The sequence below is a fragment of the Lunatibacter salilacus genome (assembly GCF_009797935.1).
Taxonomy (GTDB): Bacteria; Bacteroidota; Bacteroidia; order Cytophagales; family Cyclobacteriaceae; genus Lunatibacter; species Lunatibacter salilacus.
This window is the reverse complement of the sequence record NZ_VOLC01000008.1, coordinates 205,851-230,094: the sequence shown is the minus strand read 5'-3', so window position 1 is coordinate 230,094 and position 24,244 is coordinate 205,851. Positions and strand designations below refer to the sequence as shown.

Below are 24,244 nucleotides of genomic sequence, written 5' to 3'. Positions count from 1 at the left end.
CTCAATGACGTTACCCAGTTAAATTTTATCTAAAGCTTGGGAGATATCCTTTTTCAAATCCTCCACATCCTCGATACCCACGCTGAGTCGAATAAGAGAATCTGACAATCCGACCTTTTCACGTTCCGATTTGGGTATACTGGCGTGTGTCATACTGGCAGGATGTCCACAAAGGGATTCCACGCCACCAAGCGATTCCGCCAAGGAAAAATATTCCAAATTCTCCATTAATCTAAACGCGGACTCCTTCTGATCGGATTTCAAGGTGAATGAAATCATCCCTCCAAAATCCCTCATTTGACGCTTTGCCACATCGTGGTTGGGGTGGTCTTCAAAGCCGGGCCAATACACCTTAGCCACCTTGGGGTGATTTTTCAGATAGGCCGCAATGGTCTTTCCATTTTGACAATGCCTTTCCATTCGGATATGTAAAGTTTTGATTCCCCGCAGTACGAGAAAACAATCTTGAGGTCCCGGTACTGCCCCACATGCATTTTGCAAAAAGGCCAGCTCCTCCGCAAGTTTGGGGTCATTTACCACGATAGCCCCCATTACGACATCGGAATGTCCAGCCAGGTATTTGGTTACTGAATGCATGACAATATCCGCTCCCTGATCCAACGGGTTTTGCAAATAGGGGGTGGCGAAGGTATTGTCGACTGCCATCAAAACCTGATGCTTTTTTGCCAGGGCAGCCACGGCCACCACATCGATGATGTTCATCATGGGGTTGGTGGGAGTTTCTACCCAAATGAGTTTGGTGTTGGGTGAAATGAATTGCTCCAGCGTATCCGGGTTGGCCATCGACACAAATTGAAATTTAATCCCGTACTTTTCAAAAACTTTGGTAAAAAGCCGGTAAGTGCCTCCATAAAGATCATTGGTACTAATCACTTCATCTCCCGGATTCAGGAGTTTGAGGATGGCATCAATGGCTGCCAATCCCGACGCAAAGCACAACCCATACTTTCCATTCTCCAAAGCTGCCAAATTCTGTTGCAAAGCAGTCCTTGTCGGGTTGTGGGTTCTTGAATATTCATACCCCTGATGGTTGCCGGGTGATTTCTGCACATAGGTGGAGGTCTGAAAAATAGGGGTCATTATAGCTCCTGTCGAAGGATCCGGGGTAATTCCGGCATGGATGGTTTTGGTGCCAAATTTCATATTAATCAAAAATCTTAAGTTGATAATTGTTTAGTTTTTCGCTTCTGTTGGTCCACCTACACAAGAAACGTTCCCATTTAGAGAAGATGGTGTAAGACAAAGGCAAATTCACGGTTTTAGCTTAGATTTGCCAAATATGCGTAAAAAACCACCTATTTTCAAAAAACTAGCAGATATTTACCAAGAGAATCCCTCGTTCTATTGGGCAGTTTTGTGGGTAGCAATTATGCCTTCGATGGGATCAATCGTAAGCCTTCAGATTTTGTTTACAGGTGACCAAGACTGGATTTATCCCCAGCTGACGGGTATCGTTACCGTTGCGATATTCGTCTGTTTAGCGGGATTTATAATGGGGCTTGCCCTACTTCCCACCACACTGCTTTCGATTCTGACTGGATACATTTGGGGTTGGGATGCTTTTGGTTGGTTGGTAATGGCTTATTTATTGGCTACTTCGCTGGGGTATACTCTGGGTAAATTTCTTAGCCAACACCAATTGGATATTCTCCTGAAATATTACCCCAGGGCAAAAAAAATGGTTTTGGAAAAGCAGGAAAAGATTGGTTCCCTAATATTCTTTGTGCGACTGAGTCCGGTCATTCCTTTTGCATTCTCAAACGTACTCTTTGCTTTGCTGAAAACCGGTCTCTGGCGGGTATTGTGGTGGGGTATCTGGGGAATGCTACCCCGAACAATCCTTGCCTTCTATTCAGGTACCATTGCCGGGTCCCTCTACCAGGCCTTAATGGATAACGACAACTATGCGGAATGGATTACCTTTATTATTCTCCTGGCAGTGAGTATTTGGGGCATAGTGCGTTTCGTCAAGAAGGATAACAAAACTGAAGCTTAACAAATTGCTCTTTAAAGGTCTGAGTACCTTTTTCGCTCTACCGTATTTCTTTTCAAATCCACCTCAAAAAAGGTGTCGTAATCCGATTCGTCCAGCTCGTCATAGGGAGATCGATCTCCCCGGAAATAGTTGGCAATATGGTGAATGGTATTTGAATGCCCTACCACAACCACGTCTCCCGAACCCGATCGAATGGTTTTAATAAGGGCGTCATGATCCTGTGCGCTGTATTCCATTATTGGAACACGTAATGACTTTGCCAAAGGGGTGACTGTAGCCCGGGTACGAATGGTTGGCGTACTGTATATCGATTCAATGGATCTATGGCCGAGCGACATCGCCAGTCGATCAGCCCGTTCTTGACCTGCCTGCGTTAGTTCTGGATCGTCCCCCGTCATGATCTTTTCGGCGTGTCTGAAAAGAAAAAGCTTCCGCTCCGCTTCCCGCTGACAACCGGCCAAAACCAGGCATCCCATAGCGATAATTAGGAAAAAACTTAAAACACTCCTCATAGTGGTAACTAGTCTCGTTTAGTCATTTTTAAGTCGGGTCACTTTGTACCCTTCGTATTTGAGCAATTGGATCAATCCAAACTCCCCGCCCAAATGTCCCGCTCCAACAGCAAAGAAAACGGGGCCTTTTTTCATCAATTCACCCATTGGATCAATCCAGTTACGGTTGCGGTTATCCAGAAGTATATCCTGATAATCCCTGTACTCGGGGCTGTCGGCCACCATCTGTACCAACTGCCCAATATCTTCATCGTTGTAGGCTTCAATAAGCTGTTTAAACTCCTCCTTGCCCTTCTCCAAATTGCCGGCATACTCAAAGAAGCTTCTATACTGATCTTCCAGGGGAATTTGGTCAAACACGGAAAGTTGGTCATGGACTGATTCCAAGCCCTTTATTTCCATTTGATTGAACTTGGCAATCCGCATCAGTTCATTTTCATAAGACTTTGTCTCACATTCCAAGAGGTTGGGGTAGATTAACGACATCAGCATAAAGGGACGCATACTCTTCAGCATGCCTATATCCATGCCTGTCCGCTCCATCAGCAGGCCTCTAGTGCGTTCATATTCTTCATCAGTCAGGAAATCGGTGATCTTCTCGCCCCCAGCATTGTGCATTTTCGAAAGCATGGAGAGTGCCAATGAGGGGTCGTCCAAATCTACCTCAAGGACAAGTACCTTGGATTCCATTAATTTTTCCTCCACCTGCGTGCCCAGATGAAATTCCTCCTCACAGATCAGGTGTATGGTCCCAAAAAGGTAAGAAGGCCGGGAAAGTCCGTTTCCGGAAATTTGCCAAAAAACCCCTTCATCTTGAGCTTGGACCGTACTGCCAAGGAACATGCAAAATAAGCTAAGCCAAAAGGTTTTCTTCATGATTTATTGGTTACTGCCATTCTAACGAAAAACCTAGCCACTGAAGGTATTGTTCAAGTATTGATCTTTGGCTTTTATTTCTTCAAATTCCAAAAACTGCTCCCAAAAGGATTCTTCCGGCAATGCAGCTCTCAAAAACAACTTTTCTTTTTTGATCGGATGCTCAAACACAAGCTGAAACGCATGCAAGTTGATACTGGCATCCAAGTTTGGTTTTGGGAATCCGTATTTTATATCCCCCCTGATGGGACTACCCATTGACGCAAGCTGCACCCTGATTTGGTGGGGGCGCCCGCTGATTGGACGGACCTCCAAAAGCCAGTGGTCATTGAGTGTACCGAGCCGCTTATAGTTTAGTTCCGCTTTTTTTGAATCCGGGACTTCCCGGTCATGTGCGGTGACCACATTTTTTACCTCATCTTTCGTGAGCCAATGGGTAAGCTTTCCTTTTTCTTCTTTAGGCCTTTTTTTCACAATGGCCCAATAAACTTTATGGATATCCCGCTTTCTGAACAACTCGGTCATTCGCTCAAGCCCTTTGGATGTCCGGGCAAATATCACCAATCCGCTTACCGGCCTGTCCAGACGGTGGACGGGATGAAGGAAAACAGCCCCTGGTTTGTTGTATTTTCTAGCTATGTATTCCCTGCAGTAATCCGTCAGTGTCTTGTCCCCAGTCTTATCTCCCTGCACCAAGATGCCCGCCTTTTTGTTCACCACCAAAAGGTGGTTGTCTTCATATATTACATTAAACGGTTGTTTCATCTTTTGACAGTTTTAAATAGATAGGGTAAAGATAACGAAAAGGAATCTGCGATCTTAGCAGTTATTCCGAAGTAAACCGGAATTCGATTTCCGGAAAATTGTCCTGCACCATTTGCAGCCATGCTTTGGTTTCAGCCATGAAAACCAGTTTACCGTCTTTGTCGCGGGCAATGTGCCGCTGTTTGGAGCGTACAAATTCGTCTAGTTTTTTCCTGTCCTTACTATATATCCAACAGGCCTTGTATAAATTCATTGGCACAAAGTCGGCAGTGGCATTATATTCGTTTTTCAATCGAAACTGGATCACTTCAAACTGAAGCTGACCTACTGTCCCCACAACCTTTCGGGCACCGATCTCAAAAGTAAACATTTGTGCTACACCCTCTTCCATCAATTGCTGCAGGCCTTTTTCAAGTTGTTTTGTTTTCATGGCATCCTTGTTGACCACCTCCCTGAATATCTCAGGGGAAAAACTTGGGATACCTTTAAACTGTAAATCCTCCCCATCGGTCAGGGAGTCTCCGATTTTCAAGTTACCCGTATCGTATAGTCCCACTATATCCCCCGGAAACGCCTCGTCCACAATTTCCTTATCCTGTGCCATAAAGGATGTTACATTGGAGAATCGAAGGGGTTTTGTCCCCCTGACGTGGTTATAGGGTTTGTTACGCTCAAATTTGCCCGAACATATCCTCAAGAATGCGATCCTGTTGCGGTGCTTGGGATCCATATTGGCGTGGATTTTAAAAATAAACCCGCTAAAATGCTCTTCCTCCGGTCTTACTTCCCGCTGTTCTGTTTGCCGACTTTTAGGAGCTGGGGCAATCTTGATAAACGTATCCAGCATTTCCTGTATCCCAAAATTATTGACAGCTGACCCGAAAAAAACCGGGGCAACTTTACCCTCCAAATATTCCTTGGGGTCAAAATCCGGATAAACCCCTTCGATCAGTTCCACATCTTCCCGCAACTGATTGGCAAGCGTTGTTCCCACGTACTTTTCCAGCTCCGGATCACTAAGGTCTTGGATGACGATGCGGTCATCGCTCACCTTCCTCTGACTGGGAGTAAATAAATTTAATTGCTTGTCATAAAGATTATATACCCCCTTGAAGGATTTCCCCATGGAAATTGGCCAGGACAATGGCCTCACCTGAATGTTTAATTTCTCCTCCACTTCATCCAGAAGCTCATAAGGGTCCCGACCCTCCCTATCTAGCTTATTGATAAAGCAGATAACAGGGGTGTTACGCATCCGGCAAACCTCCATTAGCTTTTCAGTCTGAATTTCCACACCCTTAACGCAGTCTATGACCATGATCACCGAATCCACAGCCGTCAGCGTCCTATAGGTATCTTCGGCGAAATCCTGGTGACCGGGGGTATCTAGCAGGTTGATTTTTTGACCTTTGTATTCAAAACCCATCACTGATGTCGCCACGGAGATACCCCGTTGCTTTTCAATCTCCATCCAGTCGGACTTGGTGGCAGTATCAATCTTGTTCGATTTTACAGCACCTGCCGTTTTGATAGCTCCACCAAAGAGCAGCATTTTCTCCGTAAGGGTTGTTTTGCCCGCATCAGGGTGGGCGATGATGCCAAATGTTTTACGCTTTTGGATCTCTTGTATCAGACTCATGAATTAATGGAAATTATTTTCAGCGTGCAAAGGTACGGAAAATCAAGGAGAAAGAAAGGTCTGCGGAATGCTAGTTCTTATTTACCGGCGTCCTGAAATTATTCTGCCATAAGATATGGCCGAACGCTGTAAATGAACGACTTTGGTCTTCGGACTGTGAACATCAACCTTTACAGGCCTATTAAGAGGAAAAGCTCAAGAGGTGGACGACTTCGACCAGAGCGCAAAATTCTTTATTTCCTCAAACTCATTAAATCCATTTTACTCGTCCAGTAGTCGTAAACCTCACAGATTATCCCAGTTAGCATTATTTTTTGAGACGATCTGATCTGTTACCCCGTGTAGGACGATCCGAAACGTAGTCCCGCGTCCCAGCTCCGAGGCATTGACAAAAATCCTGCCTTTATGGTAGCCTTCTATGATTCGCTTGGCCAGTGTCAACCCCAAGCCCCAACCCCGCTGACGAGTTGTAAAACCGGGATTAAACACCCGTTTAAACATCCCCTTTTCCATTCCCTTACCCGTATCACTGATGTCCACAAAAACAAATTTCTCGCTTTCCTTAACGATATCTATCTGTATACTCCCCTGGCCTTTCATCGCATCTACGGCATTTTTACAGATGTTTTCAATTACCCATTCAAAAAGCGATTTATTGATCATAGCATCAATATTTTCGGCATGGGTGTTTAATTGTATTTCTACCTTACTGGAAATTCTCGGACGAAGGTAGGCGATCGTGTCCTCTATGACATGATAGACATTTTCGGCTTTGATTACGGGAGTGCTCCCGATATTGCTGAACCGCTCCGTAACCATGACCAGCTTCTTGACATCTTTGTCAAGTTCCATAATAACTTCCTTGTTTTCTTCCCAGACTGGGGAATTTTTGAAGTAGTCAATCCACGCCATCAGGGAAGCCAGCGGAGTTCCCAGCTGATGGGCAGTCTCTTTAGTCAGGCCTGCCCAAAGGCGGTTTTGCTCTGCAACCTTTGATTGGTTAAATAGCGCATAAGCCAGTACCCCGAATACCAAAATCACTGAAAGCTGTACGTAGGGGTAGTATTTCAGCCTGGTGAGCAGTTCCGAATTTTTGTAATAGATATAGTAATCTTCCGTCAGCTTGATGGGTTCATATACCGCTTTCATTTCGATAAGTTCGGCCCGCAACTGTTGTTGGGTTTCTTCCTCAGTACTATTTTTTTTGATAACAATGTTTCTATTTTCAATGGGATTTCCAGCCGCATCTGTCGTGATCACGGGAATAGACTTATTCTCCTGTATAATATCCTGAAATATGAAAGTCAGGTTTTCGGAATGGACTGACGCATACTCCAACGCGGAGGCATAGAGGTCAATCTGGCGCCGCTCCCTTTCTTTGAGCTCCTCCACCAAGGTATTTGTGTAATAAATAGATCCTACGCTGATAATAAGTGAAAACCCAAAAATGACCCACTTTACTCTCCCTCTGTTCTGATAAAAGTCCAACGTTGCCAGATCCTGAATTTTATGTTTCATTAATTTTGGGTTGGGTGATCAATAAATGATTTTTTATCAGCAAATGCTTCTGTCTCCAATGAAAATCTCACTTTAAAACCCCATTCATCATGAAGATATTGCTTGAGGTAGCGGGAAATTTATTCTTGGGATCGTCAGTTTTCCTTTATCCACCTCCAGAGTGTCTTGTAGTTGACTCTGGTCCCGTGCACCAAGATACCAATTTTGTAGATTTTTCCAGCAGACCAGGTAGTAAATAAAAACCCCACAACCAAAAGAGATATTGAAAGCACCAACTGGGAAAGCGGAACGCCAAAGCTTACTCTACCCATCATGGCAACCGGAGAGGTAAAAGGAACGATGGATAGCCAGTAGGAAACCTTACTGTTGGGGTCGTCCAGCACAAATATAAATAGCCCCATATATCCGATCAGCAAAGGGATGGTGACGGGAAACATGAATTGTTGTGCATCTGATGGACTGTCTACCGCTGCACCTATTGCTGCAAAGAATGCACCGTAAAGTAAATAGCCCCCAACGAAATAGATCAAAAACGAAATCACGAGGGATACAAAATCAATCCCCTGTATTAATTGGATCATATCGGGGAGGTCACTACCTTCCGACATCCACCCCATTCCCTCCGGATTTGCCTGTTCCATCAGCTCCTGCTGTGGCATTTTCATCCCGAAAAATCCCATAATCACCGAGGACACTACACTGATGAGTACAATCCAGATTAAAAACTGCGTCAAACCCACGGCCCCTATCCCGATGATTTTGCCCATCATAAGCTGAAAGGGTTTTAGTGAAGACACCAATATCTCCACAATCCGGCTGGACTTTTCCTCGATCACCCCCTGCATGATTTGGTTGCCATAAACGAAAATGAACGTGTAAATAAGAATGCCTGAAATAAACCCAATCGCATAGTTGATCACTGTGTTGGAGACGGCCTCATTACCCGTCTGCCCAAGGCGAATAGAGAGAACTGACACTTCGGTTTTTAATTTGTCCAACAATTCTCGGTCGATCCCTGAATTCAATAGTTTTATTTCTTCGATCTTAGCTTTAATTTCACTCTCCAATCCCGAGACTACCGACATCCCGGGGGTTTCTGCTGCGTAAAAGGTGATGCCTATAGGTTGGGCTAAGTTAAGCTTGGGAATATGCAAAAACCCGTATCGATTGCCCTTTTGGACCATTTCCTTGGCCTCGGCTACTGTCATGATGCCATAAGAAAAGACAAAAAGCTCGTTACTTTCCAGAAAAAATTCCTGATTTTCATCCACCACTTCAATAAACCTAGCGGAATCACCCCCTGTATCACTCATTCCTATCCATAAGAAAACTCCTAGGATAGATGGGAAAATCAAAGGTGTTAGGATAGTTGCGACAATAAAAGACCGCTTTTTAACGCGCGCCAAATATTCTCTTTTCACTACCAAAAAAATTTTATTCGGCATGGCTTTCGTTAATTTTTTGGATGAAAATCTCTTCGATGCTTGGGATAGATTCCTCAAAATGGAGTATCTCGCCATATTTCATCAAATCAATCAGGCAATCATTGGGACGCTGCCCGTCAAGGGAGATGGAGAAAGTAACATAGTCCTCCTCCTCAGAGAAGTCCCCCCATGCTGGAAGTACCAATCCGGGTAAAGGTCGAAGCCCAACTGCGAACCGATTGGTTTTTGCAGCCTTTTTAATCGCTTTCACCGGCCCGTCCAAAATTTTGCGTGAGCGGTTTATCATGGCAATATTGTCACAGAGTAGTTCCACCGATTCCATACGGTGAGTAGACAACATAATAGTCGTACCATTTCTTTTTAATTCCAGGATTTCGTTTTTGATGATTTCCGCATTCACGGGATCAAATCCTGAAAAGGGCTCATCCAAAATCAACAATTTAGGTTCATGAATTACGGTGGCTATAAACTGTACTTTTTGAGCCATACCTTTGGAGAGTTCTTCAACCTTCATGTTTTTCCAGGAAAGCAGATTGAGACGGTCCAGCCAGATATGGATTTTTGCTTTTGCTTCAGTGGATTTCAGGCCTTTAATCTGGGCAAAATACAGTAACTGATCATCTATCCGCATCCCTTTATACAGCCCCCTCTCTTCTGGAAGATATCCGATATTGCGGACATGGTTCATTTTGAGGGGTTCACCATTTATGAGAATTTCACCGGAATCCCGGTCAATTATTTGGTTTACAATTCGTATCAGCGTTGTTTTGCCGGCCCCGTTAGGTCCCAACAGACCAAACACCATTCCCTTTTCAACTTCCAAATCGAAGTCTTTGAGGGCCACATGGTTCCCATAGGTCTTATTTAATCCCTTAATGGATAAAATCTGCAAGTTTTTTTGTGTTAAAATTTTGGATGTCTTTGACGGCTCTTGATCAACATTATTTCAAAGATACAGATCCAACGGAAACATCAATCAAAAAAGTCATTAGATTTTTGGCATCTGGGGAATATCCTTTACTTACAAAGGATTTATCGTCCATTTCCTTCAAAAAAGGCGGAATAGATGTTTTGCACATCGCGTGATTTTTAATCTTTACAATGTAGGGATGCTTCGTTTCAGGCAATTTGATGTTGACCGACCCAGCACCTACTGTAGCTGAAATAATACTGGGCTGAGCCATAAGATCTGAAAAGGATAGATTTATCGTCCCATATTTCACATCCAAGAAAGTCTTGTGGGCATTGGAAAACTGCAAATCATCCGCATACAAGGACCCCATATTGATAACAACGCTCAAGGTATCCATATTGACAGTATTGGGGATTTTGCTCAAATACCCAAGTACAACGTCCGCTGAGGCTGTGCGGATCTTACAATTGGAAATAGGTAAGTGTGAGAAGTCAAGATTTGCCTTTCCAATCCCAAAATTGAGATTCAAGTCATATAAAAAATTAGCATCCAACCCCAGCTTCCAATGATGGTCAAAGTTTTCATCGCTATTTGAAAACAAACGATAGGAAAGACTTCTTCCCAGACTTTCAGATTCTACGTTTTTGTGATCCAAATAAGCAAAAAGGACCCCGTCTGTGATGTGGTGACTGAATGAAGGTAAAATATTGACTTTACCCAATTCTGCCGATGCATGAACCGGATTGCCGGAATGTTCCCTTCTTACATGGGTTATTCCCTTATAGCAGGAAAAATCCAGCGCAACCAGCCCGTAACCTTCTCTCTCTACGACTGTAAATTCCTTTGCAATTTGAGCACAAAGGTCCACATGTAAGGCTTGAGAATAAATTACCAGTAGTAAAAGGAACACTTTATTAAGCATACGCAATTCTTACGTTCCGAAAGAAAGAAAGGTTTTGGTAAAAAAAGATAAAGCCGGGAGATTTTCCCGGCTTAGCTCTTAAAAGAATTCTTTCACTTTGTCAAATATGCTTTTTTCCGATTTCCCAGGATTAGGATGGAAGTTCTCTGAATCTCTCAGGGATTCCAACATTTCCCGCTCTTCTTTATTTAGCTGTTTGGGTGTCCAAACGTTTACATGGATTAGCTGATCGCCTTTTCCATAACCGTTTAGTTCTTTAATCCCCTTACCTTTCAGACGTAATATTTTCCCACTCTGAGTACCGGGGTCGAGTTTGATTTTCACTTTCCCGTCTATGGTCGGCACTTCCAACGAAGAGCCCAAAGCCACATCAACAAAACTAACATAAAGGTCATATACCACATTGACACCGTCTCGGATCAACACCTCATCGGGAATCTCTTCGATGACGATCAACAAATCTCCAGGTATCCCACCCGGAATTTCGTTTCCTTTGCCGGACAGGCTTAGTTGCATATTGTCACCTACCCCACCTGGAATATTGATGGGGATAATTTCTTCCCGAATAATCAAGCCTTTGGCATCAGCTTCATGGGGCTTTTTGTCCACAATCTGTCCACTTCCAGAACATGAAGGACAGGTGCTGGCAGAGACCATCTGCCCAAGCATGGTATTTACCACTTTTTTAACCTGACCGGAACCATGGCAGGAACTACAGGTTTTGAAGGTGACTCCGTCCGCGATCATGTGTCGCTTCACTTTGATCTTCTTTTCCACGCCATTCGCCAATTCCTTCAATGTCAGCTTCAGCTTCACGCGAAGGTTGGTTCCTTTCTTTGTCCTGCGGGAACCGCCGCCACCGCCAAAAAATGACTCAAATCCACTGCCTCCAAATATGTCTCCGAACTGGGAGAAAATATCCTCCATGTTCATACCGCCGCCGCTATAGCTTCCGCCATTGACTCCCTGATGACCAAATTGGTCGTATCGTTGTCGCTTTTCGGGGTTACTCAACACTTCATAGGCCTCAGCTGCTTCTTTGAATTTTTCCTCCGCTTCTGGATTGTCGGGATTTTTATCCGGGTGATAAGTTATCGCCATCTTTCGATAGGCTTTTTTAATTTCCTCAGGACTTGCTCCTTTGGCTATATTTAATATTTCGTAATAATCTCGTTTTGCCATAACTATTAATTTCCTATTACCACTTTCGCATACCGGATTACCTTATCTCCAAGCAGGTAACCCCGCTCTATCACATCCACGATTTTCCCTTTAAGATCTTCGCTGGGCGCAGGTATCTGCGTAATGGCTTCATGCCTATCGGCATCAAAATTTTCACCTACCAATTCATCCATGGATTTTAGTCCTTTCGAGGCCAGTATTTTCACCATTTTATTGTAGATCAGTTGCCTACCCTCACTGGACTTTTCGCCATTATCTTTATCCTCAGCTTTAAATGCACGCTCAAAGTCATCCAAAACAAGGATCATTTCCTGAATGACATCTTCAGAGGCAGTTTTTATCAGGTCCAACCTTTCTTTGGCTGTCCTTCTTCGGTAGTTTTCAAATTCAGAATAAAGCCGCAGGTACTTTTCCTTGAGCTCCTTATTTTCGTTACCGAGTTTCTCTTCTATGGAAAGTGCCTTTTCTTCCGAATTGCTTTTACCTTCTATGTTGTCTTTCTCCTCGCCAGCATTTTCCTCATTGGCAGTTTGCGACGCATCGATCATTTCTTCTTGTTCTAAGTTTTCTTTCTCCTCCATAATTGTAAGTAGCTTATAAAAGTCTTTATTCTCGTATCAATTAATTTGCCACGATATAAATACCTGACATTCTGACATTATTCCTGCAAGGATTGCCAGATTAAATCCTTTAGGGCTGGCAGATTGTAGCCTGTGACTGACGATATAAATACCTGTGGTAGATCAGCCGGAATTTCCGCTTTCAATGCATCCATCAACTCCTCATCTAGTAAATCCGATTTTGAAACGGCCAGCAAGCGCTTTTTATCAAGCAGTTCGGGGTTAAATTTTCCCAATTCTTTAAGAAGAATCTCATATTGGGCTCCTATATGCTCTGCGTCCGCAGGAATCACAAACAATAAGATTGAATTACGTTCAATATGTCGAAGAAATCTAATTCCTAGGCCTTTTCCTTCTGAGGCCCCTTCAATGATTCCCGGTATATCCGCCATGACAAAGGACTTATCATCTCTATATCCCACCACCCCCAAATGAGGAACGAGTGTGGTAAAGGGATAATCTCCGATTTCGGGTTTTGCGGCAGATATGCTAGACAGCAGGGTTGATTTGCCAGCATTGGGGAAGCCTACCAAGCCTACATCCGCAAGTAATTTCAACTCAAGGATAATCCATTCTTCAATTCCATCCTCTCCGGGTTGCGCAAAATGGGGTGCTTGATTTGTGGCAGTCTTAAAGTGGTCATTTCCCAAACCACCACGTCCACCTCGAGTAAGAATAAATTCCTGACCGTCCTCTGTAATTTCACAGCGTACTTCCCCTGATTCCGCATCTTTGGCTACAGTTCCTATTGGGACGTCCAAAATCATATCCGAGCCATCTGAACCTGTTCGTCTACCTCCTTCTCCTCCCCGTCCTGCTTCTGCGATGACATGCTTTTTATACTTGAGGTGCAGAAGTGTCCACAATTGGGAATTCCCCCTAAGTATAATGTGTCCACCCCGACCTCCATCTCCCCCGTCGGGACCGCCCTTCGGAACATGCTTTTCCCGGCGGAAGTGGACAGATCCGGCACCCCCGGCACCTGATCGTGAACAAAACTTTACATAATCAATGAAATTGGACTCAGACACTGGAACTCCCTAATTAATTTAAATATTATTTTACGGTCGGAAGGGACAATTCAATTGGTCCACATTCCATAAAAACGAAATTGGCTAAGCCCTGAAGCTTAGCCAATTCATCATGCAAATTTACTGTTTATTTTTGACAATCAATACGAATCTATCACTTCACAAATGGAGGTAAATATTTCATCAATACTTCCCACACCTTGGATCTTTGTCAATTTGCCTTGGGATTCGTAGTAGGAAGCCACCGGAAGCGTTTCCTCCAAATATACTTTAATCCGAGTATTTATTTTGCTCTCATCTTGGTCATCCGACCTACCCGATGTTTTTCCCCGTTCTTTGATCCTGTTTTTCAGCTCTTCTTCAGGTACTTCTAAGGAAATCATGCCAGAAATAACCAATTCTTTCATTTCCAACAATTCATCCAATGCTTTGGCTTGAGCTACTGTTCGCGGAAAACCGTCAAAAATAAATCCCCTAGCTTCCTTGCTATCTTTAATCTTCTCATCTACCATGCCTATCACCACTTCATCTGGTACCAGCCGGCCCTCATCCATGAATTTCTGGGCAAGTTTACCCAAGTCTGTTCCCTCCCCCAAGTGTTTTCTAAACAAATCCCCGGTAGAAATATGATCTATCTTATATTTTTCGATCAATTTCTCACTTTGTGTTCCTTTCCCTGCGCCGGGAGGTCCAAACAAAACGATATTAAGCATAATAATTTCTTTAAAATTTTATTTATTAATCTTTAAGTTGAAATATTTCGGGTAAATTTCTACCAATCCCATCAAAATCCAGACCATAACCAACTACAAATTTGTCTTCTATGGAAAACCCAAGATATCTAATCTCCACGGGTTCGATCATGGCGTCTGGCTTGTGGAGCAAGGAGGCAACAGCTATACTTTTAGGCTCTTTTTGACGGATGAGTTCTTGGATGACTGCCATACTTCTACCTGTATCTACAATATCTTCCACCACGATTACATGTCTATCTTTAATTTCGTCACTCACTCCCAAATGCATCTCGACCTTACCTGTGGAAGAAATGCCTGAATACGAAGCGATTTTCATAAATGATATGTCAACAGGAAGATCGATCCTTTTCACCAAATCAGACAGGAACATAAAAGCCCCGTTAAGAACACCCAGCAAAACCGGAGGCTCGGCAGCATAATCTTTACAAATTTGTGACGCTATTCTGTCCACTGCTCCTTGTATCGTATGGGCATCTAAATAAGGTGTAAATGGCTTATTGTGTATGAATATCATCTAATTATGTAAAAATGCCTCAGGGCTCAGCTCGTGCAAATGTAATCAATAATGCTGGAATAAACGAAATTTGCAAATCATTAAAGTCTCTGCATCAAATAGCGGTACATCTGAACCATCGCTTCCAAGTCCTTCCACGAAACTCTTTCCCGGGGACTATGGACTCCGTCTTCCGCCGCCCCGATAAAACACCAATCAAGCGCAAAAGGTGATTGCTGTATTTCACGACCGTCGCTACTTCCGCTGCCTTCAACCTCTATTTGATAAGGAACCCCACTATTTTCGGCGTGGACCAAAATCCGGTTTATAAAAGTCCTGCGGGGAATATTCCTATCCCTAATAGAAATTACAACCCCATTATGGTGCCTTACACCCTCAGTAACCCAGGTTATGTCGGAAATCAACGCCTGCTTAATATCCCAACGGTCATAAATAAATTTCAAAAGCATTGGAATAGCCCCACCGCCATGCTCTTCGTACGTGGAAAAAACGATAAGACCATTTGCAAGCGTTTCGCATTGCTTGAGCGCATTGTAAATTCCAAGACGGTTATCCAAGTAGGCCCCCTGGATAAAATCCTTTCCAAAATCAATTTGCTGGGAATAAGATAGGATGGTTCCTGGAACAATCCCTCTTTTAAAATCGTGAAAAAGATTATCTTCCACAATTTTGGCACGGCAGGAGATAGGGCCGTAGGCATCCACCCCTTCCAGAAGGTCCCCATCCATCACATCTGGCCCACCAATAGGGACTAGTTGGTTTTCATACCGGGCCATAAAACCCACCGTATCCATATGTGCAAAAACGACAGTTCGAGGTTCTCCAAATACCAAAACAATATTTTCATGTAGATTTCCACCAAAAAAAATTTCGGGCGTAACCTTCCATGCCGTTTTCCGTTTCAAAACATAGTCAACAATGTAGGCCGATATTCGGGTTTCATCGCTGGAAACACTCTGAATTCTTAAAATTTCTTCCAATAATTTATAATCTGGCATAATATATGGTAAAGTTCCTTTCAAATTTCGGATTATAAATTTAATTTTGTAAAACAAAATCTAGATAAGTTTAGAGTTGTCATAAAATATCTTACATTTGTAACTGAAATTCTACATCGAAACAAATCTTATTCAATTAATCTAAATCTGAAAAGTGTAAAAAATTTTTTATCATGAAAAAATTAATACTATCAACACTTATGGCTGGCGCTTTGGTCATGGGAACTCAAGCGCAGGACGACTTCAACAAATGGTCAATAGACATTAATGGAGGATTTAACAAAGCTATGGCACCAATGACACCTGGGTATCATTCCCAAGTGATAGGTTTAGGCCATGGTGACTTAGGCGTCCGTTACATGTTCAATGAAAAGTTTGGAACTAAACTGGATTTTGGTTTAGGAAGTTTCTCAAATGCAGCAGACAATCCTGAATTTTCCACCAATTATTATCGACTTAATTTGCAAGGGGTCGCCAATTTAGGAAGGATTATGAACTGGGAAACGTTTACGCAAAGAGTTAATCTTTTGGGACATTTCGGCGCAGGTATTGGACAAGTTACCCCTCAGGAAAATGAGTGGGCCGACTTTAAAGACAATACTTATAATTTTATCGCAGGATTTACCGGCCAGGTAAAGCTAGGTGAAAGAGTATCATTAAACGGTGACATCAGTACTATTATCAATGGGCGACAAAACGTTGCGTTTGATGGAGCTTCATCCATTGGTATGGGAGACGCTGGCTATTATGGTGCTAACGCGGTTTGGTGGACTGGAACGTTGGGTCTTTCTTTCTATCTAGGAAGTAAATCTACCCATGCTGACTGGTACATCAGAGAAAACAAATATGCTACCAAAGAGGAGTTGGCTAATCAGATTGGAGAAATCAGAGATATGCTGAAAGATTCTGACGGAGACGGCGTTCCTGATTATTTGGATAAAGAGCCTAACACACCTGCTGGAGCGAGAGTTGATTCTCACGGTAGAACCCTCGATTCAGACGGAGATGGCATTCCTGATCACTTGGACAAATGTCCTTTCGTTCCAGGTCCTGCCTCACTTGACGGATGTCCTCCACCGGATACTGTTGAAGAAGTTGATTATTTGCTAAAAGCAATTAATGACGGATATGTGAATGTTTATTACGCATTCGACAGTGCAAAACCACTTGGATATTCCGCTTCTTCTATCAGTTATGTTGCTAATTTCTTGAAAAGAAATCCAGGAGTAAGTGTAGAACTTAAAGGATACGCAGATGAGTTGGGTCCAGAGGATTACAACATGAAATTGTCTGAAAGAAGAGCTAAAGCAGTTTATGATGTAATGGTTGCATCCGGAATTGATGCCTCTAGACTTTCTTACAAAGGATACGGCGAAGATACCAGCGTTGATAAGAGATCTGCGGATGCTCGTCAATTAGCTAGAAGAGTAAGCTTCGAAGTTAGATAAGATATAACATTATTAAAATTCAAAACCCGATCTTTACAGATCGGGTTTTTTTGTTTAATTTCGTGCATGTTTATCTTAAGCCAATCCAATTCCATCGCCTCACAATACCTTTCCGAACTTCGAGATATACATATACAACAAGATCGACTGAGGTTTAGGAAAAATTTAGAGCGGCTTGGGGAAATCATGGCCTATGAAATATCCAAGAACTTGGCGTATACCAGTCAAAAAATTGAAACTCCATTTATAGAGATCTCGGTCCCGCTAATCGAAAAGCAGCCAGTTATCATTTCTGTACTGCGTGCCGCAGTTCCATTTTTCCAAGGTGTATTGAATTTTTTTGACCATGCGGATTGTGGGTTTATCGGTGCATTCAGGAAAGACGGTGAAGGCAACGACCCCATAGAGATCGAACTAGGTTATATAGCAGCTCCCTCCATAGAAGGTCGCGAGGTAATTTTGGTTGATCCGATGCTTGCTACTGGAAAGTCATTTATAGAAAGTACGAGAAAATTGAGGAAATATGGAGTTCCAAAAAAAATCCATCTTCTTTCAGTGATTGCCTCTCCGGAAGGAATGCGGTATATTGAACAACACCTCGATTTACCCCATGAGATTTGGACATGTGCATTGGATGACAACCTCAACGACTTTTCATATATTATCCCTGGATTGGGAGATGCCGGTGACCTGGCCTTTGGACCAAAACTATAAATTTATTTAAATCAAAGATGACCTATTTATTGCTAATTACCGGTCTATTAATTCTGTTAATCGGCGGGAAAATTTTGGTGGACGGTGCTTCCGCAATTGCGGCCAGACTAGGCTTAAGTGCCGGGCTGATAGGACTGACTGTCGTTGCCTTTGGGACATCAGCACCAGAACTCTTGGTAAGCGTCACTGCAGCCCTCAAAGGAAGCAGTGATATAGCCATAGGGAACGTGGTCGGATCCAATATTTCAAACATCACTTTAGTGTTGGGAACAACCGCTCTGATCTACCCAATACTTATCACAAGACCGATCCTAAAGATGGATTATACGTTTACGCTGATCACATCTGTGGTTTTTCTCCTCTTATCCTGGAATGGAATAATCAGCTTGGCAGAGGGGATCTTACTTGTCTTGTTACTTGTTGGCGTAAATATGTACTTTTTTAAGAAAATCGAAAGAATAGAAATTGACACTGCCGAATCTTCCCAATTAAAATGGAAATCTCCAATAATTGCAGTTACGATGATTCTAGTTGGCATCGCCGGGTTGTATTTCGGTTCAGAATTGTTTGTGGATAACGGAGTTATAATTGCGGGAACCCATGGTATAAGCGAGCGGATTGTCGGAGTTACGGTAATTGCGATTGGGACAAGTCTCCCTGAATTGGCAACTTCGGTGATGGCAGCCCTCAAAAAAGAAACTGACATAGCCATCGGAAATATTCTAGGAAGCAACATCATGAATGTATTGTGCATTATAGGTATTACTGCAATTGTAAAACCCATAGATGTTTCTCCCCTATTTATCTATAATGATTATCTCTGGATGATTGGATTTACGTTGTTGATCTTTCCATTAATGCGGATCAATTGGCATATTTCTAGAATAAGCGGCGGTATTCTATTGTTAGGTTACGGCGTGTATCTTTATTTGCTATTATGATAGAGTATCTTGCCACTTTCTTCGGCATCTACTTATTGTGTCTTTTTAAGTTTATCGCCGGACCTGTATTGGGAGCGGCAGCGGGCTTTTCAGTCCTTGAAATTGAACTGGTCACCGTATCCGGCATGATGACATCGGTAATCGCCTTTACCTATTTGGGCGATTGGATCAAAAATACCTGGACAATCAAAATCCGAAAAAACCCTCGTCGATTTACTAAAAGAACTCGAAATATTATTAAAATCTGGCAAAAATTCGGCGTTTATGGTGTTGCTGCATTGACTCCAATTTTATTAACACCTATCGGAGGTACCGTCATTTTATCTTCTTTCGGGATTGACAAAACAAAAATAATCACTGTCATGCTGGTTAGTGGCCTTTTTTGGGCATTTGTATTTGCCATTTCCATTCGACATATTTTAGCCATTCCATTTTTTTCCAAGTTGTTGACGTTTTAAAAAAAAATCCTGACACATAATGGTCAGGATTTTGGCAATAATTCGATGTCGTGGAAAATAACATTTTGTTTCTCCAGCTATCAAATAGGATCGTTATTGAACATTCAAGACCTCTGCTGAAAATAAAACCGGCGTATATGGTCTGACCAAATCAATCTGCTCTCCTTTTTCGTACAAATCCTTCCGAACATCAGAAGGTATAATCTGGATAGAATTGTCATAAGCCGCAAAGGAATAAGCCAAGACTTCCACTTTAGCTTCTTTTCGAATTCCCTTTAAGCCATGCTCGAGAAAAGGTAGGTTTTCCTGTCTTCCCAAGGTCACGCTCGGTCTGTTAGTCGCACTAGACTCAAAGGTGGAAGTAGTCTCTCCCATGTGGAACAATTTGAAATCAAAACTAACTATATCAGTATTTGTGGTAAGGTCTTCATCCGCATCACCTTCATCCAAAATTCTTCTGTAGATACCATCCTGAATTTTCTCAAACCCTTCAAGTTCGTTTGCGTCTATATAATCGAGAATAAGTTGCTCTTCTCTTTCCTTTAACTCCGCTTCGGTATATTTTCGGGCAAATTTAATTCGCATAACCAAGTTTGAATTGGGCAAAATCAATTGCTGATATCCGTAGTTACCAAAAGCCAAATAAGATGGGGAATAGACCATCAACTCCTCCCCTAATCGGGAAAGTCCCGCAGAATATCCGATAACTGAAGGCCATATACCGTCTATAGATTGCTTAAAGATAATTGGCTCTTTTGTCTCGTCCAGATGGGACTTTATAAGCTGTCCATCTAAGGACTTAATTTCAAAATAAATCCCGATAAAATCATTATTTTGAAACTGAGATGCCTCGGGAATTTCCTGGATTTTTTCATAATAAAAGCCTGACTGTACCTTCGTCGCTTCGATTCCATTTGCGTCAATATAACGCTCCAAGGCAGTATTATCCCTTTCGATTATTCGGTCCAGGTCAGACTCGGTTTCCTGTAGACAACCTGTCATAATGGCAAGAATAAAAATGACACCTAGGTAATTTAACTTATTGTTCATCAGTAATAAATGGTTTTGAATATGTGTAGATAATTAAAATAAGACGGAATTTGAAGGAAACAAGTTTATTTCCCGACTTTGAAATTCATTCTCAGGTTCATTCCACCAATGGAGAATTGCTGGTTGGCAAAGGTAAGATTTCCTAGAGGTAACTTATAAAAGGGTTCCAAAGAAATGAACATCCCGTCGCTCAAATTGTATTCATATCCTATGGATAGATTTAACATTCCTCCTACATCCACGCTGTTCCCCCCTCCTTCAGGTGTATACACAGAGGTGTAGTTTTGTACCGACGGCGCAAAACTGAGGCCTAAATCCGAACTGGTAAAAAAGGAACTAGTCTGGAACGTCTCCGTAGCCTGCTGGTCTAGGTAAACCACGCTGGATAGTCCTGTAATCAGAAACAGGCCAGCGTTTTTTCGATCCAATACCCGGTACTTGAGGTTAACAGGGATATCTAAACTGGCAAAATTGAGCTGCATCTCAGAGCCAATAAAATTCGAACTAGTCATTATGCTTTTCGTGTCCATTTGTTGTCTGGAATTAGAATAGGATGCCATTTCCATCACCATATTGGGGGCGCGGTCAGGCACCATGCTTTGTCTGGCATAGTTTACTCCCACGTCTAGCTTTAACCTTCTTGTAAGCGAAAACTCAGACATAACACCAGCACCGAGATTCATGCCTCCCGTTGCATTTGAATTGGCCTGCGGGGAAACCATAACCCCCAGTTTAAGAGGGCCAGCACGTTCCTTTTTTGGAGTCACTGGCAAGATGCTTCCATTTTCAGCCAACCATTCGTTTACCTTATCCAACGCTTCGGATTGGTCCATAGGTGTGGTGGCTTGGGTGGCAGGATCCTTGGATGCCTTTTCCGATAAATTCTCCCCGATCGCTAATTCGGGTAGTTCCATTGGGATCTGCTGCACGTTTGCTGGATCCAACTGTTGTTGATTTAAAACCGGCGGTATCTCACCCCCAGACTTGGCCTCGTTCTTTGCCATTCCATCACGAGGTTGTTGCGGTGAAGATAAGCTCTCAGGAATATGTTCAATCTTTAGTTTTGATTTAGCAGGTGCTTTTTTATCCCGGAGAGCAATCGATGAATCCATCGAGTAAAGATCATCAGGAATTGTATCTGGCACAGGAATAGCTGGAACGTCGTTGGAAGCGGTATTTCCTGATTCCCAATTCATTCCAAGCGGGCTAAAAAACAACACCAATAATAGACTCGCGGCAATGCCGGTAGTAATATAAGGCCAATAGAGTTGCCAAACCGACTTTGTTGGTTTAAAATAAGCCGCCGACAGCTTTTCCCATTGTCTAGAATCAAAAGGCTCTTCATGATGGCTGAAGGAGTCCTTTATTTTCTCCACCAGCTTTTTATCGAACTGCTCCTTCATTCCTTGTATAATTTAATGCTGTTATTTTCTCTCTCAATTTCTCTTTGGCTCTAGCCAAATAGGTGCGGCAGGTACTGGAGGGAATTTGCAATGCTGCAGCGATCTCATCATGCTTATACCCTTCTATTTCGTACATGTTGAAGATAACCCGCAATACTTCGGGCAATTCCCTCAACATATTAAGTATGTCTTCCTTGGATAGTTCATCAATGACATTGGGGTGATACGTTTCAGCATCCACCCGGTCAATGTCTATAGCTCCCGAATGTTTGAGGTTTTTTCGGTAGTAATCTACCGAGGTGTTCACCAAAATTCTTCGTAACCAACCTTTGAATGAATCTTCATTGGCGACCTGATCTATTTTGTCAAATGCCTTCATGAAGCTATCATTTACGATCTCACATGCTTCTTCCCTATTTGCCGAATATCGCAGCGCAATACTCATGGCGTAGCCATAAAAGTGCTTGTAAAGCCTTTCAAGTGACCGGGGATCCCTGCTTTTTGCTTTTAGTATGAGATCTTTCTCCAACAGACTGCCGTTATTTAACTAGTTTTAGTAATGACGAGAAACATTTCGCAAACGCTACAAAAGTCGGCAATATTTTTTTCAGTCCAACGGAAAACCTGTCTTTATCGGGCTTCTGCGGGCCGAGGATGGTTTAAAAGCCCAAATTAGTTTACCTTCGTCTTTTGATAATTAGGAGAATCTGTTATTTTTAGTTTTTGTTCCATAACAATATGGACGAAAAAAGCGTTAAATTTCTGATCTTGAATGAGGAATAACATGAAATATATTACGGGACTGTTGCTGCTTTTGATCAGTAGTACGCCGCTTCTTGCCCAGCGGGGGGATGCGGGTAACTATGAATACGATAGAGAGGTACTTTTCGGAATCAACAAGAATACGAATGGTGGTCTTATTGGAGGCATAAGCCTTAAGATAGGGACTGCTATAGACGATAACCTATATCAGTTCTTTCAAGTAGAGTTGGTAAATGTAAAAAACCCGAAAGAAGTGAGGTATACCACTAACTTGGGCAACAGTTATATTTTCGGAAAATCAAATTATCTATATGCGATCCGTCCGCAATACGGAAGAGAGATTGTAATGTTCAAAAAAGCTCCCCATCAAGGGGTGCAGGTTTCTGCCTTGGCGGCCATTGGGCCTACGCTGGGACTGGTAGCCCCATATTACATTGAAGTGTACAGAAGCCGGACTGAAACGGTCAGGCAACAATATAATCCAGAAGTCCACCAAAGCAGGTTCGATGTATTGGGCCCAGGAAGGCTATTTGAGGGTATTGGAGAGTCTGAAATTGCCTTTGGCGCACATGCGAAGGCAGCTTTGGCATTTGAATTTGGCTTTTTCAAATCGAATGTAACCGGAGTGGAACTTGGTTACCTTTTCGAGGGTTTTAGTAAGGAAATAGAGCTTATGCCTACTACCGAAAATAGGCAGCTTTTTCATTCAGCTTACTTTACCCTATTTTATGGATTTAGAAGATAGGTTGGTTGGATAAAGCTTTTCTATAACCATAATCATTGCACCTGATTTAAACGCACATTATGATTGAATTACCTGTGATATCTGAGGAACGTACCAAGAGAAAAAAGCCGGATTGGCTTAGGGTAAAGCTTCCTATAGGTAAAGAGTATGCCAGTGTTAGAAAGTTGGTAGACGAACATAAACTACATACTATCTGTGAAAGTGGCAATTGCCCCAATATGGGCGAGTGTTGGGGAGCGGGAACCGCTACCTTTATGATTTTGGGAAATGTATGCACGAGGTCTTGTTCATTCTGCGCGGTAGCTACCGGCCGACCTCCTGAATATGACACCGATGAACCCCGGCGGGTAGCTGAGGCGATACAACTTATGAAAGTCAAGCATGCGGTGATTACCTCCGTCAATCGGGATGAGCTTAAAGACAAAGGAGCTGAAATCTGGTATCAAACTGTGGTGGAGACCAAGAGACTTTCTCCAGAAACGACAATTGAAACTTTGATCCCGGATGTGAAATCAAATTGGGAAGCTTTATACCGCATGATCAGCGCCGGACAGGAGGTAGTTTCCCACAACGTGGAAACTGTGGCCAGCCTTTATAGAAGGGTCCGTCCCCAGGCAAAATATCAACGGTCTTTGGAGCAAATAAAACTCACCAAAGCCTATGGCAAACGTACCAAGACTGGCATCATGCTGGGATTGGGTGAACAAAAGGAAGAAGTTCTCCAAGCTATGGACGACCTAGTAGCTCACGGATGTGATATATTAACCTTGGGCCAATATTTGCAACCGACAAAAAGGCATATCGAGGTGGCTGAGTTTATCCACCCAGATCAATTTGCTGCTTATCGTGAAGAAGGACTCAAACGAGGATTGAAATATGTCGAATCTGGTCCTCTTGTGCGTTCTTCATACCATGCAGAACGGCATGTGAATGTATAAAAATTCCCTTCCATAGTATTAAAAAACGAACGGTCTACAAAAATTTGTAGACCGTTCGTTTTAAATAAGAACCAAGTT

General features: G+C 42.8%; 25 protein-coding genes. 7 read left to right on the top strand and 18 right to left on the bottom strand.

Annotation, left to right across the window (positions count from 1 at the left end):
- Window positions 1-18: 18 nt before the first annotated feature.
- Window positions 19-1,164 (bottom strand): cystathionine gamma-synthase, encoded by a 1,146-nt coding sequence (locus tag FQ608_RS12955; RefSeq protein WP_158858692.1) that lies wholly within the window; start codon window positions 1,162-1,164, stop codon window positions 19-21.
- 136 nt (window positions 1,165-1,300) lie between these two features.
- Between FQ608_RS12955 and FQ608_RS12950 the strand changes: the two genes are divergently transcribed.
- Window positions 1,301-2,017 (top strand): TVP38/TMEM64 family protein, encoded by a 717-nt coding sequence (locus tag FQ608_RS12950; protein ID WP_158858656.1) that lies wholly within the window; start codon window positions 1,301-1,303, stop codon window positions 2,015-2,017.
- Between the two features lie 11 nt (window positions 2,018-2,028).
- On the opposite strand, the gene FQ608_RS12945 is transcribed toward FQ608_RS12950, so the two are convergent.
- The 14 genes from FQ608_RS12945 to FQ608_RS12880 form a co-directional block, all read right to left on the bottom strand.
- The gene (locus FQ608_RS12945) at window positions 2,029-2,529 is read right to left on the bottom strand and encodes a SixA phosphatase family protein (protein WP_158858655.1); all 501 of its coding nucleotides are present in this window, start codon (window positions 2,527-2,529) and stop codon (window positions 2,029-2,031) included.
- An 18-nt stretch (window positions 2,530-2,547) separates the two neighbouring features.
- The gene (locus tag FQ608_RS12940; protein ID WP_158858654.1) at window positions 2,548-3,405 is read right to left on the bottom strand and encodes a TraB/GumN family protein; all 858 of its coding nucleotides are present in this window, start codon (window positions 3,403-3,405) and stop codon (window positions 2,548-2,550) included.
- A 33-nt stretch (window positions 3,406-3,438) separates the two neighbouring features.
- A complete protein-coding gene (locus FQ608_RS12935) occupies window positions 3,439-4,170 on the bottom strand; it encodes an RluA family pseudouridine synthase (RefSeq protein ID WP_158858653.1) in 732 nt (243 codons plus the stop codon).
- A gap of 61 nt (window positions 4,171-4,231) precedes the next feature.
- A complete protein-coding gene (locus FQ608_RS12930) occupies window positions 4,232-5,809 on the bottom strand; it encodes a peptide chain release factor 3 (protein WP_158858652.1) in 1,578 nt (525 codons plus the stop codon).
- Between the two features lie 285 nt (window positions 5,810-6,094).
- Window positions 6,095-7,327 carry a sensor histidine kinase gene (locus FQ608_RS12925; protein WP_158858651.1) on the bottom strand — a complete coding sequence of 411 codons (1,233 nt, stop codon included), beginning with the start codon at window positions 7,325-7,327 and terminating at the stop codon, window positions 6,095-6,097.
- A 134-nt stretch (window positions 7,328-7,461) separates the two neighbouring features.
- On the bottom strand, window positions 7,462-8,772 hold the full coding sequence (locus FQ608_RS12920; protein ID WP_158858650.1) for an ABC transporter permease: 1,311 nt from the start codon (window positions 8,770-8,772) through the stop codon (window positions 7,462-7,464).
- Window positions 8,762-9,664, bottom strand: coding sequence for an ABC transporter ATP-binding protein (locus tag FQ608_RS12915; RefSeq protein WP_158858649.1), 903 nt, complete (start codon window positions 9,662-9,664; stop codon window positions 8,762-8,764). Before FQ608_RS12915 ends, FQ608_RS12920 begins: the two co-directional genes overlap by 11 nt.
- A 49-nt stretch (window positions 9,665-9,713) precedes the next feature.
- Window positions 9,714-10,607 (bottom strand): hypothetical protein, encoded by an 894-nt coding sequence (locus tag FQ608_RS12910; RefSeq protein WP_199856370.1) that lies wholly within the window; start codon window positions 10,605-10,607, stop codon window positions 9,714-9,716.
- Between the two features lie 78 nt (window positions 10,608-10,685).
- Window positions 10,686-11,789 (bottom strand): molecular chaperone DnaJ, encoded by a 1,104-nt coding sequence (gene dnaJ, locus FQ608_RS12905; protein ID WP_158858648.1) that lies wholly within the window; start codon window positions 11,787-11,789, stop codon window positions 10,686-10,688.
- 5 nt (window positions 11,790-11,794) lie between these two features.
- A complete protein-coding gene (locus tag FQ608_RS12900; protein ID WP_158858647.1) occupies window positions 11,795-12,370 on the bottom strand; it encodes a nucleotide exchange factor GrpE in 576 nt (191 codons plus the stop codon).
- A gap of 77 nt (window positions 12,371-12,447) precedes the next feature.
- On the bottom strand, window positions 12,448-13,440 hold the full coding sequence (gene obgE, locus FQ608_RS12895) for a GTPase ObgE (protein WP_158858646.1): 993 nt from the start codon (window positions 13,438-13,440) through the stop codon (window positions 12,448-12,450).
- Window positions 13,441-13,580: 140 nt separating this feature from the next.
- Window positions 13,581-14,153, bottom strand: coding sequence for an adenylate kinase (locus FQ608_RS12890; protein ID WP_158858645.1), 573 nt, complete (start codon window positions 14,151-14,153; stop codon window positions 13,581-13,583).
- A gap of 25 nt (window positions 14,154-14,178) precedes the next feature.
- Complete coding sequence (hpt, locus tag FQ608_RS12885) at window positions 14,179-14,709, bottom strand: hypoxanthine phosphoribosyltransferase (protein WP_158858644.1); 531 nt, start codon at window positions 14,707-14,709, stop codon at window positions 14,179-14,181.
- A gap of 80 nt (window positions 14,710-14,789) precedes the next feature.
- Window positions 14,790-15,707 (bottom strand): M20/M25/M40 family metallo-hydrolase, encoded by a 918-nt coding sequence (locus FQ608_RS12880; protein ID WP_158858643.1) that lies wholly within the window; start codon window positions 15,705-15,707, stop codon window positions 14,790-14,792.
- A 173-nt stretch (window positions 15,708-15,880) separates the two neighbouring features.
- On the opposite strand from FQ608_RS12880, the gene FQ608_RS12875 reads away from it, so the two are divergent.
- The 4 genes from FQ608_RS12875 (at window position 15,881) to FQ608_RS12860 (ending at window position 19,268) form a co-directional block, all read left to right on the top strand.
- Entirely contained in the window at window positions 15,881-17,155 is a 1,275-nt protein-coding gene (locus tag FQ608_RS12875; protein WP_158858642.1) for an OmpA family protein, read from the top strand.
- Window positions 17,156-17,221: 66 nt separating this feature from the next.
- Entirely contained in the window at window positions 17,222-17,869 is a 648-nt protein-coding gene (gene upp / locus FQ608_RS12870) for a uracil phosphoribosyltransferase (RefSeq protein ID WP_158858641.1), read from the top strand.
- 17 nt (window positions 17,870-17,886) lie between these two features.
- Window positions 17,887-18,810, top strand: a complete 924-nt coding sequence (locus FQ608_RS12865) for a calcium/sodium antiporter (RefSeq protein WP_158858640.1) — start codon at window positions 17,887-17,889, stop codon at window positions 18,808-18,810.
- Window positions 18,807-19,268 carry a hypothetical protein gene (locus tag FQ608_RS12860; RefSeq protein WP_158858639.1) on the top strand — a complete coding sequence of 154 codons (462 nt, stop codon included), beginning with the start codon at window positions 18,807-18,809 and terminating at the stop codon, window positions 19,266-19,268. The genes FQ608_RS12865 and FQ608_RS12860 overlap by 4 nt, the downstream gene beginning before the upstream one ends.
- A gap of 93 nt (window positions 19,269-19,361) precedes the next feature.
- Here FQ608_RS12860 and FQ608_RS12855 read toward each other — a convergent pair whose 3' ends face one another.
- The 3 genes from FQ608_RS12855 to FQ608_RS12845 form a co-directional block, all read right to left on the bottom strand.
- Window positions 19,362-20,318: an FKBP-type peptidyl-prolyl cis-trans isomerase gene (locus tag FQ608_RS12855; protein WP_158858638.1), complete on the bottom strand. Its 957-nt coding sequence runs from the start codon at window positions 20,316-20,318 to the stop codon at window positions 19,362-19,364.
- A gap of 65 nt (window positions 20,319-20,383) precedes the next feature.
- Window positions 20,384-21,721, bottom strand: a complete 1,338-nt coding sequence (locus tag FQ608_RS12850) for an outer membrane beta-barrel protein (RefSeq protein WP_158858637.1) — start codon at window positions 21,719-21,721, stop codon at window positions 20,384-20,386.
- Window positions 21,702-22,250, bottom strand: coding sequence for an RNA polymerase sigma factor (locus FQ608_RS12845; protein WP_158858636.1), 549 nt, complete (start codon window positions 22,248-22,250; stop codon window positions 21,702-21,704). The genes FQ608_RS12850 and FQ608_RS12845 overlap by 20 nt, the downstream gene beginning before the upstream one ends.
- A gap of 255 nt (window positions 22,251-22,505) precedes the next feature.
- On the opposite strand from FQ608_RS12845, the gene FQ608_RS12840 reads away from it, so the two are divergent.
- The gene (locus FQ608_RS12840; protein WP_158858635.1) at window positions 22,506-23,228 is read left to right on the top strand and encodes a hypothetical protein; all 723 of its coding nucleotides are present in this window, start codon (window positions 22,506-22,508) and stop codon (window positions 23,226-23,228) included.
- A gap of 59 nt (window positions 23,229-23,287) precedes the next feature.
- Entirely contained in the window at window positions 23,288-24,166 is an 879-nt protein-coding gene (lipA, locus tag FQ608_RS12835; RefSeq protein ID WP_158858634.1) for a lipoyl synthase, read from the top strand.
- The last annotated feature ends 78 nt before the right edge of the window (window positions 24,167-24,244 follow it).

Coding starts and splice junctions, on each gene's coding strand:
- FQ608_RS12955 (WP_158858692.1), bottom strand. CDS start 1,164: ATGAAATTTGGCACCAAAACCATCCATGCCGGAATTACCCCGGATCCT.
- FQ608_RS12950 (WP_158858656.1), top strand. CDS start 1,301: ATGCGTAAAAAACCACCTATTTTCAAAAAACTAGCAGATATTTACCAA.
- FQ608_RS12945 (WP_158858655.1), bottom strand. CDS start 2,529: ATGAGGAGTGTTTTAAGTTTTTTCCTAATTATCGCTATGGGATGCCTG.
- FQ608_RS12940 (WP_158858654.1), bottom strand. CDS start 3,405: ATGAAGAAAACCTTTTGGCTTAGCTTATTTTGCATGTTCCTTGGCAGT.
- FQ608_RS12935 (WP_158858653.1), bottom strand. CDS start 4,170: ATGAAACAACCGTTTAATGTAATATATGAAGACAACCACCTTTTGGTG.
- FQ608_RS12930 (WP_158858652.1), bottom strand. CDS start 5,809: ATGAGTCTGATACAAGAGATCCAAAAGCGTAAAACATTTGGCATCATC.
- FQ608_RS12925 (WP_158858651.1), bottom strand. CDS start 7,327: ATGAAACATAAAATTCAGGATCTGGCAACGTTGGACTTTTATCAGAAC.
- FQ608_RS12920 (WP_158858650.1), bottom strand. CDS start 8,772: ATGCCGAATAAAATTTTTTTGGTAGTGAAAAGAGAATATTTGGCGCGC.
- FQ608_RS12910 (WP_199856370.1), bottom strand. CDS start 10,607: ATGCTTAATAAAGTGTTCCTTTTACTACTGGTAATTTATTCTCAAGCC.
- dnaJ (WP_158858648.1), bottom strand. CDS start 11,789: ATGGCAAAACGAGATTATTACGAAATATTAAATATAGCCAAAGGAGCA.
- FQ608_RS12900 (WP_158858647.1), bottom strand. CDS start 12,370: ATGGAGGAGAAAGAAAACTTAGAACAAGAAGAAATGATCGATGCGTCG.
- FQ608_RS12890 (WP_158858645.1), bottom strand. CDS start 14,153: ATGCTTAATATCGTTTTGTTTGGACCTCCCGGCGCAGGGAAAGGAACA.
- hpt (WP_158858644.1), bottom strand. CDS start 14,709: ATGATATTCATACACAATAAGCCATTTACACCTTATTTAGATGCCCAT.
- FQ608_RS12880 (WP_158858643.1), bottom strand. CDS start 15,707: ATGCCAGATTATAAATTATTGGAAGAAATTTTAAGAATTCAGAGTGTT.
- FQ608_RS12875 (WP_158858642.1), top strand. CDS start 15,881: ATGAAAAAATTAATACTATCAACACTTATGGCTGGCGCTTTGGTCATG.
- upp (WP_158858641.1), top strand. CDS start 17,222: ATGTTTATCTTAAGCCAATCCAATTCCATCGCCTCACAATACCTTTCC.
- FQ608_RS12865 (WP_158858640.1), top strand. CDS start 17,887: ATGACCTATTTATTGCTAATTACCGGTCTATTAATTCTGTTAATCGGC.
- FQ608_RS12860 (WP_158858639.1), top strand. CDS start 18,807: ATGATAGAGTATCTTGCCACTTTCTTCGGCATCTACTTATTGTGTCTT.
- FQ608_RS12855 (WP_158858638.1), bottom strand. CDS start 20,318: ATGAACAATAAGTTAAATTACCTAGGTGTCATTTTTATTCTTGCCATT.
- FQ608_RS12850 (WP_158858637.1), bottom strand. CDS start 21,721: ATGAAGGAGCAGTTCGATAAAAAGCTGGTGGAGAAAATAAAGGACTCC.
- FQ608_RS12840 (WP_158858635.1), top strand. CDS start 22,506: ATGAAATATATTACGGGACTGTTGCTGCTTTTGATCAGTAGTACGCCG.
- lipA (WP_158858634.1), top strand. CDS start 23,288: ATGATTGAATTACCTGTGATATCTGAGGAACGTACCAAGAGAAAAAAG.